The sequence below is a fragment of the Citrobacter sp. MGH 55 genome (assembly GCF_016906145.1).
GTDB lineage: Bacteria > Pseudomonadota > Gammaproteobacteria > Enterobacterales > Enterobacteriaceae > Citrobacter_A > Citrobacter_A amalonaticus.
This window is the reverse complement of record NZ_CP070239.1, coordinates 4898308-4915297: the sequence shown is the minus strand read 5'-3', so window position 1 is coordinate 4915297 and position 16990 is coordinate 4898308. Positions and strand designations below refer to the sequence as shown.

Sequence of the window (16990 nt, the reverse complement as noted above, 5' to 3'; positions counted from 1 at the left end):
TTCCTCAGCCCCTTGAGTTGGCGGCTTCCGCGTGGCTCATGTCCATGCCTTCCATTCCTTCGTGCGAGCTGTGCTCACCTTCTGGTTGGGTCATGTCCATGCTCTGACCGTGAGCCATAAATTTGTTAATCACGTCTTTAAACAAATCGGGTTTCACGTTGGAGAAGTATTCCACCTGGTTGTATTCGCTTGGCACAGCCACTTTCTCGAACGCCGCCATGTCGCTCATGGTGTTCGGTGACTGTTTCGCTTTAGCAACCCATTGGTCGAATGCGGCGCGGTCCTCTGTTGCGATAGCCTTGAACTTCATACCGGAGAAACCAGGTCCGCTATAGCTTGCGGAGATACCGTCATAGATACCGGCTTCATTGGCGATCAGATGCAGGCGAGTCTGCATACCGGCCATGGCATAAATCTGGCTGCCCAGACGTGGGATGAAGAAGGAGTTCATCACGGAGTTAGAGGTCACTTTGAAGTACACCGGAGTGTTCGCCGGGAAGGCGATTTCATTCACGGTAGCAATGCCCTGTTCCGGGTAGATGAAGAACCATTTCCAGTCCATGGAAACCACTTCGATGGTAATGGGCTTCTCGTCATGCGCCAGCGGCTTGCTTGGCTCAAGAGCGTGAGTGGTTTTCCAGGTCAGCACGGCAAGGAAAATGATGATTAAGATAGGAACCGTCCAGACCACCGCTTCCACTTTATTGGAGTGTGACCAGTTCGGGCTATACTTCGCATCTTTATTGCTTGCACGGTACTTCCAGGCAAAACCTACAGCCATCAAGATTGCAGGAATAACGACGATCAACATCAGGCCAAATGCCGTCAGTATCAGCGAACGTTGCTCCAGTCCAATCTGTCCTTTGGGATCTAACAGCGCAGAATTACAGCCACTGAGTAATGCAGTGCCTGCAATTAATGACAACCATCCCAAACTTTTATTGTATTTCCTGAGTCTCATTTAACGACCTCAATTCCACGGGACCGGGTGGCGTTTAAAGTGTGTGGGCATTTTACGGGAAGGTTACATTACTGTAAACATCATTGGATCTGTGTTACCGGGTTCTGCCGCCCGTGTCACATATGTTGCAAGATATGTCGTTTCAGCATTAAGAACCTGTTGCAACATCACGTTATAACGAAAGGGGACTTCAGGGAGGCGACGCGAGGGCAATTGGTATAACCAATGCAAAAATAAAACAATTGGTTAACAAGTGATTATCAATAAAGAGACAAATAAAATACAAAAAATAAATGTGTTTCGGCTGAATCGAGTAAGGAAAATAAAACCTATAAAAGGCGTCAATAATTTCCAGATTCTATTGCGCACAAAACAACAAATATTAATTTTTTCAGTTGTTGTTTATTTAGCCGATATAATTACGCAGGGTGATTACAACGGCTAAATAAAGGGGCGCTTACACCAGCCGCGTTTTGCGTAGCGACAGATAGTCGAGCAAGCCGCCAAACACGATGCCGAAAATGGCGATTGTCACCGCGACTTCCAGCAGTCCGGCGAGGAAGGAGAAGTTAGTGAAATCCAGCGCGTTCAGCGACAGCAACAGCAGCCAGACAGCAAGCAACGCGCATCCCGCTATCAAAATCCATAACGCCAGACGGTAGGCCGAACGGAATTCTGTTCGCGGCAGGAAACTTTCGCTCTGTCGCGTGTACTCCAGCGTTTGCCGACACACCAGCAGCAATATCAGGCCCGGAACGGCGGCCACGACGGAGAAAAGATAAAACGTCGACCAGCCATGCGCCTCGACAAACCAACCGGCAACCGGGCCAACATAGACGCGCCCCACGGCAGAAAGTGCTGACAGCAGGGCAAACTGGGTGGCAGAAAATGACTTATTACACAGCGTCATCAGTAGCGCGACGAACGCTGACGTCCCCATTCCTCCGCACAGGTTCTCGAAAAACACCGCCGCAGCCATGCTGAACATGTGCTTGTCGGTCACCGACAGTAGCCAGTATCCGGCGTTGGAGACGCCCTGGAGAATGCCGAAAATCAGTAAAGCGCGAAACAGCGTCAGCCGTTGCATCAACACCCCGCCGTACAGCGCGCCAATAATCGTGGCGATCAGCCCCAGCGTTTTATTGACGACGCCCACTTCTCCGGCGTCAAAGCCCACACCACGAATCAAAAAGGTGGTGGTCAGGCTCATGGCGAAGGCATCACCCAGCTTATAAAGGATGATGAGCAGCAAAATCAGCCAGGCGTTGTTACGTCCGAAGAAATCGCGTAGCGGGGCTGCGACTGCCTGCTCCAGCGTTTTTGGCACCGGAATGCTGTCGGTCGGTTCGGGGGCGAGCAGAGTGGAAATAATACAAGGGATCAGTAATGCTGCCATCAGCCAGTACATGCCCTGCCAGCCAAGCCAGCGGTCGGCCATCCACAGCGCCAGTCCACCGGACACCAGCATGCCGAGGCGATAGCCGAGCACGCTGATTGCCGCACCGGTTCCGCGCTCTTCTGCGGCTAAGACGTCTGTTTTCCAGGCGTCAAACACAATATCTTGCGACGCTGAACAAAAGGCGATCACTACCGCCAGCGCCGCCATCCAGCGCAACTGGCTATCGGGCTCCAGAAAACCCATCGCGGCGATGGAGACCAGCAACAAACATTGCGTCGTCAGCAACCAGCCACGACGACGACCTAAAAAGGGCGGTGTGTAGCGGTCCATGACCGGAGACCAGAGAAATTTAAAGACGTAAGCCTGACCGACCAGCGAAAAGAAACCGATGGTTTTCAGGTCGATATTCTCGACGGTCATCCATGCCTGAAGCGTACCGGAGGTCAACGCGAGCGGCAGGCCGGAGGCAAAACCTAACATCAGCAAAATGGCTGATTTCGGTTGTTGAAAAATGCGTAAGTAGTGACTAGGCATGGGCATATAAAGCTGACCCGGCGCGGAGCCGGGTCAGGGGGCAGAAATTAACGAGCGTTCTGTTTGATGAAGTCGTGGACGCTGGTGTCCTGAGACATATCAGTAATCGTATCGGTCAGCACGCTGTTAACCGCGTTGGCGATATTCTTGTTGGTCGCCTGGAACGCGCCTTCAACGGAGTAGCTGGCGCGGTAGTTTTTGGTCATCTTGTTGCCGTTGGCCGCCGTCGCGATGATCGCGATATCGGCCTTGGTGGCGATGTTATAACGCACGTTGCCCTGAGACACATCCGCGTATAGCTGGTTAACAATGATCTGCAGGTTCACCGCACCGTTCGGGCCAACCATATAACCGCGCGAGGTCATCTGTTTTTCCAGTACTTCTTGTAACAGGAAGCGCAGATCGCGGGAGGCCGTCAGTGTCACCAGCTGATTGTCGCGGGTCACTTTTGCCAGCGCCTGGTCCGGACGCTGATCGGCGCCGTTGATGCTAACGGTCACGCCCATCAGGCTAGGATCCTGTTGTGGGAGCGTGATTTTAGGCGAAACGTCAATCGTGGTTGGTGGTGTCGCACAGCCCGCCAGCATGAAAAGCGCGATTAACGGGAAGAGGATTTTTTTTAACATGTTCGTGCTCTCAGTAACTCTTAATCATATGGATAGAGAAAAATTCCCGCCATCATAACATCGCCAACGGCGAGGGGAAGTGGGTAACGCATGTAAATTCATCATGTTGTCGGAATAATGAAGTTATAGAGACCAAATTGGGCATTTATGCCATCCCCCAACGGGTTTAATCAGTAAACTTCATCGCGTTGATGGCGAAAATCAGACGAAGGCTAAATTTTTGTTGTAATGGTGCAATGGAACCGGTAAAAGCGGCTAATATTTAAAGGGATGGGTGACATCTCAGCGCCGTTTGAGGAGATATATCATGATGATACGTGAGCAAATAGAAGAAAAATTAAGGGCAGCGTTCCAACCCGTGTTCCTCGAGGTCGTGGATGAAAGCTATCGTCATAATGTCCCGGCTGGCTCAGAAAGCCACTTTAAGGTCGTTCTGGTTAGCGATCGCTTTACCGGCGAGCGTTTTTTGAATCGTCATCGGATGATCTACGGTACATTAACCGCAGAACTGTCTACGACGGTCCACGCGCTAGCTCTGCATACTTATACCATTAAAGAGTGGGAAGGGTTGCAGGATACGATCTTTGCGTCACCTCCCTGTCGTGGTGCTGGAAGCATCGCGTAAAAACGCATTTGCAACTGCTGGCGTTTTTCCAGTATGTTGCTAAAGATTATGTGAAAACGGCCTGCGGGCCGTTTTGTTTTGTCTGAATTTTGCACGAGTCAAACCCTTTTCAGGGCAAGAATAGCCGGGAATTGTGAAAAATGCCGCAGCAACGCGTAATAACCGTTCTCGACTCATAAAAGTGATGCCGCTATAATGCCGCGTCTTATTTGAATGTCTTCGGGATGATTCTGACGACAGGGAATGTGATTGATTAAGAGAACATCCCGGTTCCGCGAAGCTAATAATCTGTGCTTGCGGAGTAGAGTTGACCGAGCACTGTGATTTTTTGAGGTAACAAGATGCAAGTTTCAGTTGAAACCACTCAAGGCCTTGGCCGCCGTGTAACGATTACTATCGCTGCTGACAGCATCGAGACCGCTGTTAAAAGCGAGCTGGTCAACGTAGCGAAGAAAGTGCGTATTGACGGCTTCCGTAAAGGCAAAGTACCGATGAATGTTGTTGCTCAGCGTTATGGCGCGTCCGTTCGCCAGGACGTTCTGGGTGACCTGATGAGCCGCAACTTCGTTGATGCCATCATCAAAGAAAAAATCAATCCGGCTGGCGCACCGAACTACGTTCCGGGCGAATACAAACTGGGTGAAGATTTCACCTACGCGGTAGAATTCGAAGTCTATCCGGAAGTTGAACTGACCGGCCTGGACACAATCGAAGTTGAAAAACCGGTTGTTGAAGTCACCGATGCGGATGTTGACGTGATGCTGGATACCCTGCGCAAACAGCAGGCGACCTGGAAAGATAAAGACGGCGCTGCGGATGCAGAAGACCGCGTTACCCTCGACTTCACCGGTTCTGTAGACGGCGAAGAGTTCGAAGGCGGTAAAGCGTCTGATTTCGTACTGGCGATGGGCCAGGGTCGTATGATCCCGGGCTTTGAAGACGGTATCAAAGGTCACAAAGCGGGCGAAGAGTTCACCATCGACGTGACTTTCCCGGAAGACTACCACGCTGAAAACCTGAAAGGTAAAGCGGCGAAATTCGCCATCAACCTGAAGAAAGTGGAAGAGCGTGAGCTGCCGGAACTGACTGAAGAATTCATCAAACGTTTTGGCGTTGAAGATGGTTCCGTTGCCGGTCTGCGTACTGAAGTCCGTAAAAACATGGAACGCGAGCTGAAAGGCGCGGTGCGTAACCGTGTTAAATCTCAGGCAATCGACGGTCTGGTGAAAGCGAACGACATCGACGTTCCTGCTGCACTGATTGACAGCGAAATCGACGTTCTGCGCCGTCAGGCTGCTCAGCGTTTCGGTGGTAACGAGAAACAAGCGCTGGAACTGCCGCGTGAACTGTTCGAAGAACAGGCTAAGCGTCGCGTAGTTGTGGGTCTGCTGCTGGGCGAAGTGATTCGTACCAATGAACTGAAAGCGGATGAAGATCGCGTGAAGGGCCTGATCGAAGAGATGGCTTCTGCTTACGAAGATCCGAAAGAAGTGATCGAGTTCTACAGCAAAAATAAAGAGCTGATGGACAACATGCGTAACGTCGCTCTGGAAGAACAGGCGGTTGAAGCGGTTCTGGCGAAAGCCAAAGTGACTGAAAAAGCCACGACCTTCAATGAGCTGATGAACCAGCAGGCGTAATTCCGCTTAAACGCGCGAATTTCGCTCAAAGGCCCGTCACCGTCAGGTGGCGGGTCTTTTTTTTGTCATGACTTTTGCATGGAAGCGTGCGAAAAAGCCCTTTTCGGTGTTAGCGTTCAGGCAAAAGATTGTTATGCTTGAATTATGGCGATGCCGTACCCATAACAGAGGGACTAGCTGATAATCCGTCCATAAGGTTACAATCGGTACAGCAGGTTTTTTCATTTTTTATCCAGGAGACGGAAATGTCATACAGCGGCGAACGAGATAACTTTGCACCCCATATGGCGCTGGTGCCGATGGTCATTGAACAGACCTCACGTGGTGAGCGCTCTTTTGATATCTACTCTCGTCTACTTAAGGAACGTGTCATTTTTCTGACCGGCCAGGTCGAAGATCATATGGCTAACCTGATTGTGGCGCAGATGCTGTTCCTGGAAGCTGAAAACCCGGAAAAAGATATCTACCTGTACATTAACTCTCCGGGCGGCGTAATTACCGCAGGCATGTCGATTTATGACACCATGCAGTTTATTAAGCCAGACGTCAGCACCATTTGTATGGGCCAGGCGGCCTCAATGGGCGCGTTCTTGCTGACGGCCGGGGCGAAAGGTAAACGTTTCTGCCTGCCGAACTCCCGCGTAATGATTCATCAGCCGTTGGGCGGTTACCAGGGCCAGGCAACGGATATTGAAATTCACGCCCGTGAAATCCTGAAAGTTAAAGGGCGCATGAACGAACTTATGGCACACCATACGGGTCAATCTCTTGAGCAGATTGAGCGTGATACTGAGCGCGATCGCTTCCTCTCTGCCGCTGAGGCAGTTGAGTATGGCTTAGTCGACTCGATTTTGACCCATCGTAATTGATGCCCGGGGCGCAACTCTGCCGCTATACTTACCAGGGGCGGCACAACGCGACAAAGCGAGTTGCGCCTGAGAATGGCATTTTGCGTCGTCGTGTGCGGCACAAAGAACAAAGAAGAGGTTTTGACTCATGACAGATAAACGCAAAGATGGCTCGGGCAAATTGTTGTACTGCTCTTTTTGCGGCAAAAGCCAGCATGAAGTGCGTAAGCTCATCGCCGGTCCATCCGTGTATATCTGCGATGAATGTGTCGATCTGTGTAACGACATCATTCGCGAAGAGATTAAGGAAGTAGCACCGCACCGTGAACGCAGTGCGCTGCCGACGCCACACGAAATTCGTAACCATCTTGACGATTACGTCATCGGTCAGGAACAGGCCAAGAAAGTGCTGGCGGTCGCGGTATACAACCACTACAAACGTCTGCGCAACGGCGACACCAGTAATGGCGTCGAGTTGGGCAAAAGTAATATTCTGCTGATCGGTCCGACCGGCTCCGGTAAAACGCTGTTGGCGGAAACGCTGGCGCGCCTGCTGGACGTTCCGTTCACGATGGCGGATGCCACCACGCTGACCGAAGCGGGTTACGTGGGTGAGGACGTTGAGAACATCATCCAGAAACTGTTGCAGAAGTGCGACTACGATGTGCAGAAAGCGCAGCGTGGTATTGTCTATATCGATGAAATTGACAAGATTTCCCGTAAGTCTGACAACCCGTCGATCACCCGTGACGTTTCCGGTGAAGGCGTACAGCAAGCGCTGCTGAAACTGATCGAAGGGACGGTTGCTGCCGTTCCGCCGCAGGGTGGACGTAAACATCCGCAGCAGGAATTCTTGCAGGTGGATACCTCTAAGATCCTGTTCATCTGTGGCGGTGCGTTTGCCGGCCTGGATAAAGTGATCGCCAACCGCGTTGAAACCGGCTCCGGCATTGGTTTTGGTGCAACGGTGAAAGCGAAATCCGACAAGGCCAGCGAAGGCGAACTGCTCTCGCAGGTTGAGCCGGAAGATTTGATCAAGTTTGGTCTGATTCCTGAGTTTATTGGTCGTCTGCCGGTTGTGGCAACGCTGAGCGAACTGAGCGAAGAAGCGCTGATCCAGATCCTGAAAGAGCCGAAAAACGCGCTGACCAAGCAGTATCAGGCGCTGTTCAATCTGGAAGGCGTTGACCTGGAGTTCCGCGACGAAGCGCTGGATGCGATTGCCCGCAAAGCCATGGCGCGTAAAACTGGTGCCCGTGGTCTGCGTTCCATCGTAGAAGCCGCGCTGCTGGATACCATGTATGATCTGCCTTCGATGGAAGACGTCGAAAAAGTGGTGATTGATGAGTCGGTGATCGGCGGTCAGAGCAAGCCATTACTGATTTACGGCAAGCCGGAAGCCCAGCAGGCATCTGGTGAATAATTAGCCAATCCATACAATCAGTTAATCAAAAAGGGGGGATTTTATCTCCCCTTTACTTTTTCCGTAATCATGGCGTTGAATGTGTGGGAAACATCCCCATATACTGACATACATGTTAAAGGTGGCATGAAGCACAGCTATGCCATCTGATTACCTGGCGGACACTAAACTAAGAGAGAGCTCTATGAATCCTGAGCGTTCTGAACGCATTGAAATCCCCGTATTGCCGTTGCGCGATGTGGTGGTTTATCCGCACATGGTCATACCCTTGTTTGTAGGGCGGGAAAAATCTATCCGTTGTCTGGAAGCGGCTATGGACCATGATAAAAAAATCATGCTGGTCGCCCAGAAGGAAGCATCAACGGATGAGCCGGGTGTAAACGATCTTTTCACCGTCGGGACCGTGGCCTCTATTTTGCAGATGCTGAAACTGCCTGACGGCACCGTCAAAGTGCTGGTCGAAGGGTTACAGCGTGCGCGTATTTCTGCGCTGTCTGATAACGGCGAGCACTTCTCTGCGAAAGCGGAATACCTTGATTCGCCTGCTATTGATGAGCGCGAACAGGAAGTGCTGGTACGCACAGCGATCAGCCAGTTCGAAGGCTACATCAAGCTGAACAAGAAAATCCCACCAGAAGTGCTGACGTCGCTCAATAGCATTGACGATCCGGCACGTCTGGCGGACACCATCGCTGCCCATATGCCGCTGAAGCTGGCGGATAAGCAGTCCGTGCTGGAGATGTCAGATGTGAATGAACGTCTGGAATATCTGATGGCGATGATGGAGTCTGAAATCGATCTGCTGCAGGTGGAGAAGCGCATTCGCAACCGCGTGAAAAAGCAGATGGAGAAGTCCCAGCGTGAGTACTATCTGAATGAGCAAATGAAGGCGATTCAGAAAGAACTCGGCGAAATGGACGATGCGCCGGACGAAAACGAAGCGCTGAAGCGGAAGATCGACGCGGCAAAAATGCCGAAAGAGGCGAAAGAGAAAGCCGAAGCTGAACTGCAGAAGCTGAAAATGATGTCGCCGATGTCAGCGGAAGCGACCGTCGTGCGTGGTTACATCGACTGGATGGTACAGGTGCCATGGAATGCGCGTAGCAAGGTCAAAAAAGACCTGCGTCAGGCGCAGGAAATCCTTGATACCGACCATTATGGTCTGGAGCGCGTGAAAGACCGCATCCTTGAGTATCTCGCGGTACAAAGCCGTGTGAACAAAATCAAGGGGCCGATCCTGTGCCTGGTGGGACCGCCGGGGGTAGGTAAAACCTCTCTGGGTCAGTCCATCGCCAAAGCGACCGGGCGTAAATACATCCGTATGGCGCTGGGCGGCGTGCGTGATGAAGCGGAAATTCGTGGCCACCGTCGGACATACATCGGTTCAATGCCGGGTAAACTGATCCAGAAAATGGCGAAAGTGGGCGTGAAAAACCCGCTGTTCCTGCTCGATGAGATCGACAAAATGTCTTCCGACATGCGTGGCGATCCGGCATCCGCACTGCTTGAAGTTCTGGATCCTGAGCAGAACGTGGCGTTCAGCGATCACTACCTGGAAGTGGACTACGATCTCAGCGACGTGATGTTTGTCGCGACCTCCAACTCCATGAACATTCCAGCGCCGCTGCTGGATCGTATGGAAGTGATCCGTCTGTCCGGGTATACCGAAGACGAGAAGCTGAACATTGCCAAACAGCACCTGTTGCCGAAGCAGATTGAGCGTAACGCGCTGAAGAAAGGCGAGCTGACGGTCGACGACAGCGCCATTATCGGCATTATTCGTTACTACACTCGTGAGGCTGGCGTGCGTAGTCTGGAACGTGAAATTTCCAAACTGTGCCGGAAAGCGGTTAAGCAATTGCTGCTGGATAAGTCACTGAAACACATTGTGATCAATGGCGATAACCTGCACGACTACCTGGGTGTACAGCGCTTTGACTATGGTCGCGCGGACAATGAAAACCGCGTAGGCCAGGTGACCGGTCTGGCGTGGACGGAAGTGGGCGGCGATCTGCTGACCATCGAAACCGCCTGCGTGCCGGGCAAAGGCAAGCTGACCTACACCGGTTCGCTGGGTGAAGTGATGCAGGAGTCCATTCAGGCTGCATTGACCGTGGTGCGCGCGCGTGCGGAAAAACTGGGTATTAATCCGGACTTTTACGAAAAACGCGACATTCACGTTCACGTTCCGGAAGGGGCGACGCCGAAAGACGGTCCGAGCGCCGGTATTGCGATGTGTACCGCACTGGTTTCCTGCCTGACCGGTAACCCGGTGCGTGCCGATGTGGCGATGACCGGTGAGATCACCCTGCGTGGTCAGGTACTGCCGATCGGTGGGTTAAAAGAAAAACTTCTGGCTGCGCACCGTGGTGGTATTAAAACGGTCTTAATTCCGGATGAAAACAAACGCGACCTGGAAGAGATTCCGGACAATGTTATTGCCGATTTGGACATCCATCCGGTGAAACGCATTGAAGAGGTTCTGACGCTCGCATTGCAAAATGAACCCTCTGGAATGCAGGTTGTGACGGCAAAATAGTGACCTCGCGCAAAGAGCACTAATAAAAACAGGGCTGGCAGGCCATTTCGTACTTGCCAGCCTTTTTTTGTATAGCTAATTTAGATGACGGATTGGGCTTGCCATCATTATCGGGTGTTGTAAGGGCATGGCAGGCCTGATATAACTGCTGCGCGGTCGCACTTTGAAGGATTCTGGTGCGATATAAATTATAATGAGGAAGAGAAGAGTGAATAAATCTCAACTGATCGACAAAATTGCTGCAGGGGCTGATATCTCCAAAGCTGCGGCAGGGCGTGCGTTAGACGCAATTATTGCTTCTGTTACCGAATCTCTGAAAGAAGGGGATGACGTTGCGCTGGTAGGTTTTGGTACTTTTGCTGTTAAAGAGCGTGCTGCCCGTACTGGCCGCAACCCGCAAACAGGTAAAGAGATCGCCATTGCTGCCGCCAAAGTACCTGGTTTCCGTGCAGGTAAAGCACTGAAAGACGCAGTAAACTAAGCGTGATCCCCTTCCGGGGACAGGACTCAGTACAAGGGCGCATCAATTGATGTGCCTTTTTTGTTTTTGCAGCGATTTTCTACATGTTGTGGGCTGACAATCGCCCCTGTTTCTTGTCACAATAGGCCTTTATGCGCAGCGTTCAGGAAACGCTATGCTGCGTAACGCGTATATACACAAGGCATTCACGTTTCATCGGGGCAGTTAACGACGAGGCCGCGTGAAAGATGCCGTGTATAGTCACCTACAGCGGAGTGTGGTTACACCATGATGGACAGCTTACGCACGGCTGCTAACAGTCTCGTGCTCAAGATTATTTTCGGAATCATTATCGTGTCGTTCATTCTGACCGGCGTGAGTGGTTACCTGATTGGCGGAGGCAACAACTACGCCGCTAAAGTGAATGACCAGGAAATCAGCCGTGGGCAGTTTGAGAATGCGTTCAACAGCGAACGTAATCGCATGCAGCAACAGTTGGGCGATCAGTACTCTGAGCTTGCGGCAAACGAAGGTTACATGAAAACCCTGCGCCAGCAGACGCTTAATCGTCTGATTGATGAAGCGCTGCTTGATCAGTATGCCCGCGAACTCAAACTTGGCATCAGCGACGAGCAGGTGAAGCAGGCGATTTTCTCCACGCCGGCATTCCAGGTCGATGGCAAATTTGATAACAACCGTTATAACGCGATTGTTAATCAGATGGGGATGACCGCTGACCAGTATGCGCAAGCCTTGCGTAACCAACTGACTACACAGCAGCTTATCAGCGGCGTCGCGGGCACCGATTTTATGCTCAAGGGTGAGACTGATGAGCTGGCGGCGCTGGTTGCACAGCAGCGTGTCGTCCGTGAAGCCACGATTGACGTCAATGCTCTTGCAGCGAAGCAGTCGGTGACGGATCAGGAAGTGGCCAGCTACTACGAGCAGCACAAAAACAGCTTCATGACTCCGGAACAGTTCCGCGTCAGCTACATCAAGCTGGACGCCGCCTCGATGCAAAAGCCGGTTAGCGATGAAGATATCCAGTCTTATTACGATCAGCATCAGGATCAGTTCACCCAGGCACAGCGTAGCCGTTACAGCATCATCCAGACTAAAACGGAAGATGAAGCGAAAGCGGTACTCGACGCGCTGAACAAAGGTGGTGACTTTGCTGCGCTGGCGAAAGAGAAATCGGCCGACATCATCTCTGCCCGCAACGGCGGCGATATGGGTTGGCTGGAAGACGCCACCACGCCGGAAGAGCTGAAAAATGCCGGGCTGAAAGAGAAGGGCCAGCTTTCTGGCGTGATTAAATCCTCTGTTGGCTTTCTGGTTGTGCGTCTGGACGACATTCAGCCGGCGGTTGTGAAGCCGCTGAACGAAGTCCGTGATGACATCGCAGCGAAAGTGAAACAGGAAAAAGCGCTGGATGCTTACTTTGCTTTACAGCAGAAAGTGAGCGATGCGGCGAACAATGATACGGAATCTCTGGCGGGTGCCGAACAGGCAGCTGGCGCGAAAGCGGTACAGACGGGCTGGTTCAGTCACGAGAACCTGCCGGAAGAGCTGAATTTCAAACCGGTATCAGACGCCATTTTTGATGGTGCTCTGGTGGGTGAAAACGGCGCGCCGGGCAGAAACTCCGATATCATCACCGTCGATGGCGATCGCGCGTTTGTTCTGCGTATCAGCGATCACAAGGCAGAGGCCGTGAAGCCGCTGTCTGAGGTGAAAGATCAGGTTACGGCGCTGGTTAAGCACAACAAGGCAGAGCAGCAGGCTAAACTGGATGCGGAAAAACTGCTGGTTGAGCTGAAGGCGGGTAAAGGCGCAGAAGCGATGAAAGCCGCTGGTCTGAGCTTTGGAGAGTCTAAAACGCTGAGCCGTACGGGCCAGGATCCGGTTAGCCAGGTGGCGTTTGGTCTGAGCCTGCCGGCGAAAGATAAGCCGAGCTATGGCATTGCCAACGATATGCAGGGCAATGTGGTTTTGCTGGCTCTGGACGACGTGAAAGCGGGCTCCATGCCGGAAGATCAGAAGAAAGCGATGGTTCAGGGGATCACCCAGAACAATGCGCAGATTGTCTTTGAGGCATTGATGAGTAACCTGCGTAAATCGGCGAAAATCAAAATCGGCGATGCGATGGATCAACAGCCGTAATCGTCGAGACGTCTCGCAAATCATTGCACAACCGTTGTAACACCTGAAGGCCGCTTTCGCGGCCTTTTCCATTTCTGACATTTGCCATTTGTTCGCTGGTTTTAACCTCGTTATCGTGATTCCACTGTTCACTAACAAGGAGAAAACAGTATGAAACATGGAATCAAAGCGTTACTTATCACCCTTTCCTTCGCCTGCGCGGGTATGACGCAAAGCGCGCTGGCGGCGTCATCGACAGCGGCAGCGAAAAGCCCGGCGGTGGAGACCAGCGCACAAGCACCGGTTGCAGGGCAAAACAAATCCGCGGTTCCGGCGAAAGCCAGCACCGAAGAGGGCACCAGGGTCAGCATCAATACCGCATCGGCAGAAGAGTTGGCGCGGGCGATGAACGGTGTTGGCCTGAAGAAAGCGCAGGCGATAGTCAGCTATCGTGAAGAGTACGGCCCGTTTAAAACGGTGGAAGATCTCAAACAAGTGCCGGGGATGGGCAACGCGTTAGTGGAGCGCAATCTGTCTGCTTTAACACTTTAATCACTTGCGCACTGGCAAATATTTGCCAGACTGAGAGAGGTCATACCAGTTATGATCTCTCTACTCTTGTCTCTCTATAACAAAAACGTAAGGTCTCTGCGCTATGCAAACACAGATTAAGGTTCGTGGTTATCATCTTGATGTCTATCAGCACGTGAATAATGCCCGCTATCTTGAGTTTCTGGAGGAAGCCCGCTGGGATGGCCTGGAGAGCAGCGATAGTTTTCAATGGATGACGGCCCACAATATCGCTTTCGTGGTGGTCAACATCAATATTAACTATCGCCGTCCAGCGGTTCTGAGTGATCTGCTAACCGTCACCAGTCAGGTGCAACAGCTAAACGGGAAAAGCGGTATTCTAAGCCAGGTGATTACGCTGGAACCGGAAGGACAGGTGGTGGCTGATGCGCTTATTACGTTCGTCTGTATTGATCTGAAATCGCAAAAAGCGCTGCCGCTGGAAGGGGAGTTACGCGAAAAGCTGGAGCAGATGGTGAAGTAGGGGTGGATGATCCAACTGTTGGCCGGATAAGGTGCCTGGCACCGCCATCCGGCGAAACCCGCAATTATTTCAAACCGGTCTTCTGCTTCATTGCCGCCATTATGACCGGTTTATCTGCCAGGTAATGATTCAGGCCATTTGCGCGTAGATTACAGGCTGCGCAGTGGCCGCAACCGTCGCCCTTGATGCCGTTATAGCAGGTCAGCGTTTCTTCACGTACCAGATCCAGCTTACCCCAATAATCTGCCAGCGCCCAGGTTTCGGCTTTATCAATCCACATCAGCGGCGTTTCAAAGCGGATATCTTTCGCCATCCCCAGTTTAATGGCGTGATTCAGCGCCTCGACAAAATCATTGCGGCAGTCAGGGTAACCAGAGAAATCGGTCTCGCAGACGCCGGTAATCACCGCTTCTGCTTTTACCTGATAAGCATAAATCGCCGCCAGGGTCAGAAACAGAATATTACGTCCAGGGACAAAGGTATTCGGGATCCCATCAGCATCCGGTTCATAATCCGGAACCGGGATGTTGTCACGGGTCAGGCTGCTGACTGCCAGTTCACTCAGCAGCGTCACGTCCAGTACTTTGTGTGCACGTGCACCCAGTTTCAGGGCCAGATCACGTGCAACATCAATCTCCGCGCGATGGCGCTGACCATAATCAAAGGTCACGCAATGCACTTCATCATACTGATGCAGCGCCTGCACCAGACAGGTGGTGGAGTCCTGGCCTCCACTGAATACTACGACGGCACGTTTCATGGTTAATCCTGATAAGTTACTGTACACAAAGCCATTCAAATTGCATCGAGACGAAAAGTCTGAGAATCTCCTGGAGTTTACATAAGTAAATGACAGGGGTGAACAGACGTAGCCGACAAAGAGGCAGTTTGAAGAATGACGTGTATAAAGCCGCTATGGTAGCGCCAGAGTTGCCTGGCGACCAGCTTCTTCACGACGCGGGTGGCGGTAGCCAGGCTTCGGTGAACTCAAACCAGCCGCGCGGATTCAACCGCACCCCGTTCACACCAGGTGGTGCGCTGATGCGATAGTGATAGTTAAACAGCGGCGTCAGCGTCGCGTCATCCATCAGGCTGGCGAAAACTTGCCGCAGCGCGGCATAGCGATGATCCTCTTCCGGTCTGATTTGCAGCGCATCCAGCGTGGCCTGAAGATGTGAGAATGTTGGTGCATCAAGCACGTGCGGCCAAAGTGAATCACAGCGTAGCCACTGTTCGAGTGTATATTCGGGCGCTTCGCCAATCAGGCGGTCTCCCATCAGCAGATCCGCTTCGGCAAGCCGTTGGCAGCCGTCCCAGGTTTTCGCGTTATGAAAAATCAGCGTCAGTTCGCAGCCGAGGGCGGCCAGCGTGTGGCGCAGGTGTTCTGCCATAGTATGCAGTTCCACCGGCAGGTGATAAACCAGCGTCATTTTTTTCGGTAGTTCAACCGATTCCAGCCCCTCCCACTGCGGAATGGCCCAGCCAGGCAACAATTCGTTGCAGGGCGTAATCAGGTTTTCTCTCACATCCAGCGTTTGCAGCAGTGAAGAACGATGAATAAGGCTGACCAGCCGACGAGCCTGCAGTGGCGTCAGGTGGGCGCTTTTTTTCAGCGCGAGATAGCAAAAGCCGAGACTGATGCCGGTACTTACCGGGCTCACCGTGGCGAGCTCTTCGGGTTTGCCAATGGTTATCTGCACCGGATGGCGACAACTGGTGCCGAGATCTTGCTCAAAAAGCTGAGGGGTGATCCAGTATTCAATGGCTTTGAGCAGTGGATGTACGAGATGGTAATGGTCATGGCTTTCCAGACGTACCAGTTCGGGCGTAAACAGCGTCAGACGAAAAGGTCCCGTTCCGATGACGGGGTGTTCCGGATGTGCCAGCAGGCTGCCGTAGCTTGCCAGCCGGTGCGCCAGCCAGAAATCCGGGCGGTGCAGGATAAACGTCAGGCACTGTGGATGCGTCACCTCAATGTGCTTTACGCTGATAAACAGCCGGTTCAGTGCCGGGAGTTTGCGCAACATCAGCAGTCGCTGATGAAGCTGTGTGGTCTCTACCGCGTCACCGTTGTGCCAGAACAGCGTCGAGCGGATATAGAAGTCCCAGCGCAACCCGTCGGCGGAAATATCCCAGTGGTGGGCTAAATCCCCGCATGGCCGCTGCGTCTGGCTGTCAAAACGGGTCAGTCCGGAGAAAATCTGCCCTGCGAGATGTTGCTCGGCGCGACCGGGAAGAAAACCAGAATGCAGCGGTTCAAGCTGACGGTAATAGGGAATACGCAGCGTGGGCGTGTCGTTTTGCCATTGACCCCCCATAAAGGGCTGCAGCATGGCCCGCAGTTCACCGGGTGCCAGTTGCGCCAGCTCCAGTACGCTAAGCTGTTGGCCCTTCTCCAGCGCCTGTTCCATCATCGCCGTGCGCAATGATTCCGGGGCCACCAGAAAACGCAGTTGCCCGCGCTTACCGCGTCCGGACTGCGCCTCCCAGACCAGCCAACCTGATTCCTGCGCCTGGCGCAACAACGTGCGGACGTGCCGCTCACTACAGAAGCAGCGTTCAGCCAGTTCCCCGACGGTCACGTGCTGCGGTTCGCCGTTAGAAGGCTGCCAGAGTCGCTGGTACTGATTAAGCCGATTGAGAAGTCGCATATAAACCCGGAACAATTTCTTTTATCTATTCACTATTACTTCCGTATATCTCAGGTAATACTGAATCACAAGTTAATCCGTCACCGAG

Annotated in this window: 14 protein-coding genes; 9 read left to right on the top strand and 5 right to left on the bottom strand. The window is 52.5% G+C overall.

Annotated features, from left to right (window positions below; all coding sequences use genetic code 11):
- Positions 1-4: 4 nt before the first annotated feature.
- The 3 genes from cyoA to JTI98_RS20500 form a co-directional block, all read right to left on the bottom strand.
- Positions 5-961 carry a cytochrome o ubiquinol oxidase subunit II gene (gene cyoA / locus JTI98_RS20510; RefSeq protein ID WP_216081744.1) on the bottom strand — a complete coding sequence of 319 codons (957 nt, stop codon included), beginning with the start codon at positions 959-961 and terminating at the stop codon, positions 5-7.
- Between the two features lie 457 nt (positions 962-1418).
- A complete protein-coding gene (gene ampG, locus JTI98_RS20505) occupies positions 1419-2894 on the bottom strand; it encodes a muropeptide MFS transporter AmpG (RefSeq protein ID WP_216082278.1) in 1476 nt (491 codons plus the stop codon).
- A 47-nt stretch (positions 2895-2941) separates the two neighbouring features.
- Complete coding sequence (locus JTI98_RS20500; RefSeq protein ID WP_043001580.1) at positions 2942-3520, bottom strand: lipoprotein; 579 nt, start codon at positions 3518-3520, stop codon at positions 2942-2944.
- A 307-nt stretch (positions 3521-3827) separates the two neighbouring features.
- Between JTI98_RS20500 and bolA the strand changes: the two genes are divergently transcribed.
- The 9 genes from bolA to fadM all read left to right on the top strand — a co-directional run bounded on the left by bolA (position 3828) and on the right by fadM (position 14251).
- Positions 3828-4145 carry a transcriptional regulator BolA gene (gene bolA, locus JTI98_RS20495; RefSeq protein WP_042324511.1) on the top strand — a complete coding sequence of 106 codons (318 nt, stop codon included), beginning with the start codon at positions 3828-3830 and terminating at the stop codon, positions 4143-4145.
- Positions 4146-4486: 341 nt separating this feature from the next.
- Positions 4487-5785: a trigger factor gene (gene tig / locus JTI98_RS20490; protein WP_043001579.1), complete on the top strand. Its 1299-nt coding sequence runs from the start codon at positions 4487-4489 to the stop codon at positions 5783-5785.
- Positions 5786-6030: 245 nt separating this feature from the next.
- Positions 6031-6654, top strand: coding sequence for an ATP-dependent Clp endopeptidase proteolytic subunit ClpP (clpP, locus tag JTI98_RS20485; protein WP_002891804.1), 624 nt, complete (start codon positions 6031-6033; stop codon positions 6652-6654).
- A gap of 127 nt (positions 6655-6781) precedes the next feature.
- Positions 6782-8056: an ATP-dependent protease ATP-binding subunit ClpX gene (gene clpX / locus JTI98_RS20480; protein ID WP_042324505.1), complete on the top strand. Its 1275-nt coding sequence runs from the start codon at positions 6782-6784 to the stop codon at positions 8054-8056.
- 184 nt (positions 8057-8240) lie between these two features.
- The gene (gene lon / locus JTI98_RS20475) at positions 8241-10595 is read left to right on the top strand and encodes an endopeptidase La (RefSeq protein ID WP_042285905.1); all 2355 of its coding nucleotides are present in this window, start codon (positions 8241-8243) and stop codon (positions 10593-10595) included.
- Positions 10596-10788: 193 nt separating this feature from the next.
- Complete coding sequence (gene hupB / locus JTI98_RS20470) at positions 10789-11076, top strand: nucleoid-associated protein HU-beta (protein WP_152754439.1); 288 nt, start codon at positions 10789-10791, stop codon at positions 11074-11076.
- 267 nt (positions 11077-11343) lie between these two features.
- Complete coding sequence (gene ppiD / locus JTI98_RS20465) at positions 11344-13218, top strand: peptidylprolyl isomerase (RefSeq protein WP_044267655.1); 1875 nt, start codon at positions 11344-11346, stop codon at positions 13216-13218.
- 150 nt (positions 13219-13368) lie between these two features.
- Entirely contained in the window at positions 13369-13749 is a 381-nt protein-coding gene (locus JTI98_RS20460; protein WP_090048840.1) for a helix-hairpin-helix domain-containing protein, read from the top strand.
- Between the two features lie 103 nt (positions 13750-13852).
- Positions 13853-14251 (top strand): long-chain acyl-CoA thioesterase FadM, encoded by a 399-nt coding sequence (gene fadM, locus JTI98_RS20455; RefSeq protein WP_043001576.1) that lies wholly within the window; start codon positions 13853-13855, stop codon positions 14249-14251.
- A gap of 64 nt (positions 14252-14315) precedes the next feature.
- Here the strand turns inward: fadM and queC are convergent, their stop codons facing one another.
- Complete coding sequence (gene queC, locus JTI98_RS20450; RefSeq protein ID WP_043001575.1) at positions 14316-15011, bottom strand: 7-cyano-7-deazaguanine synthase QueC; 696 nt, start codon at positions 15009-15011, stop codon at positions 14316-14318.
- A 190-nt stretch (positions 15012-15201) separates the two neighbouring features.
- Positions 15202-16902 carry an SgrR family transcriptional regulator gene (locus JTI98_RS20445; protein ID WP_044327292.1) on the bottom strand — a complete coding sequence of 567 codons (1701 nt, stop codon included), beginning with the start codon at positions 16900-16902 and terminating at the stop codon, positions 15202-15204.
- Between the last annotated feature and the right edge of the window lie 88 nt (positions 16903-16990).

Excerpts from the sequence above, each read along its gene's own strand:
- cyoA (WP_216081744.1), bottom strand. The coding sequence starts at position 961 with ATGAGACTCAGGAAATACAATAAAAGTTTGGGATGGTTGTCATTAATT.
- ampG (WP_216082278.1), bottom strand. The coding sequence starts at position 2,894 with ATGCCTAGTCACTACTTACGCATTTTTCAACAACCGAAATCAGCCATT.
- JTI98_RS20500 (WP_043001580.1), bottom strand. The coding sequence starts at position 3,520 with ATGTTAAAAAAAATCCTCTTCCCGTTAATCGCGCTTTTCATGCTGGCG.
- bolA (WP_042324511.1), top strand. The coding sequence starts at position 3,828 with ATGATGATACGTGAGCAAATAGAAGAAAAATTAAGGGCAGCGTTCCAA.
- tig (WP_043001579.1), top strand. The coding sequence starts at position 4,487 with ATGCAAGTTTCAGTTGAAACCACTCAAGGCCTTGGCCGCCGTGTAACG.
- clpP (WP_002891804.1), top strand. The coding sequence starts at position 6,031 with ATGTCATACAGCGGCGAACGAGATAACTTTGCACCCCATATGGCGCTG.
- clpX (WP_042324505.1), top strand. The coding sequence starts at position 6,782 with ATGACAGATAAACGCAAAGATGGCTCGGGCAAATTGTTGTACTGCTCT.
- lon (WP_042285905.1), top strand. The coding sequence starts at position 8,241 with ATGAATCCTGAGCGTTCTGAACGCATTGAAATCCCCGTATTGCCGTTG.
- hupB (WP_152754439.1), top strand. The coding sequence starts at position 10,789 with ATGAGGAAGAGAAGAGTGAATAAATCTCAACTGATCGACAAAATTGCT.
- ppiD (WP_044267655.1), top strand. The coding sequence starts at position 11,344 with ATGATGGACAGCTTACGCACGGCTGCTAACAGTCTCGTGCTCAAGATT.
- JTI98_RS20460 (WP_090048840.1), top strand. The coding sequence starts at position 13,369 with ATGAAACATGGAATCAAAGCGTTACTTATCACCCTTTCCTTCGCCTGC.
- fadM (WP_043001576.1), top strand. The coding sequence starts at position 13,853 with ATGCAAACACAGATTAAGGTTCGTGGTTATCATCTTGATGTCTATCAG.
- queC (WP_043001575.1), bottom strand. The coding sequence starts at position 15,011 with ATGAAACGTGCCGTCGTAGTATTCAGTGGAGGCCAGGACTCCACCACC.
- JTI98_RS20445 (WP_044327292.1), bottom strand. The coding sequence starts at position 16,902 with ATGCGACTTCTCAATCGGCTTAATCAGTACCAGCGACTCTGGCAGCCT.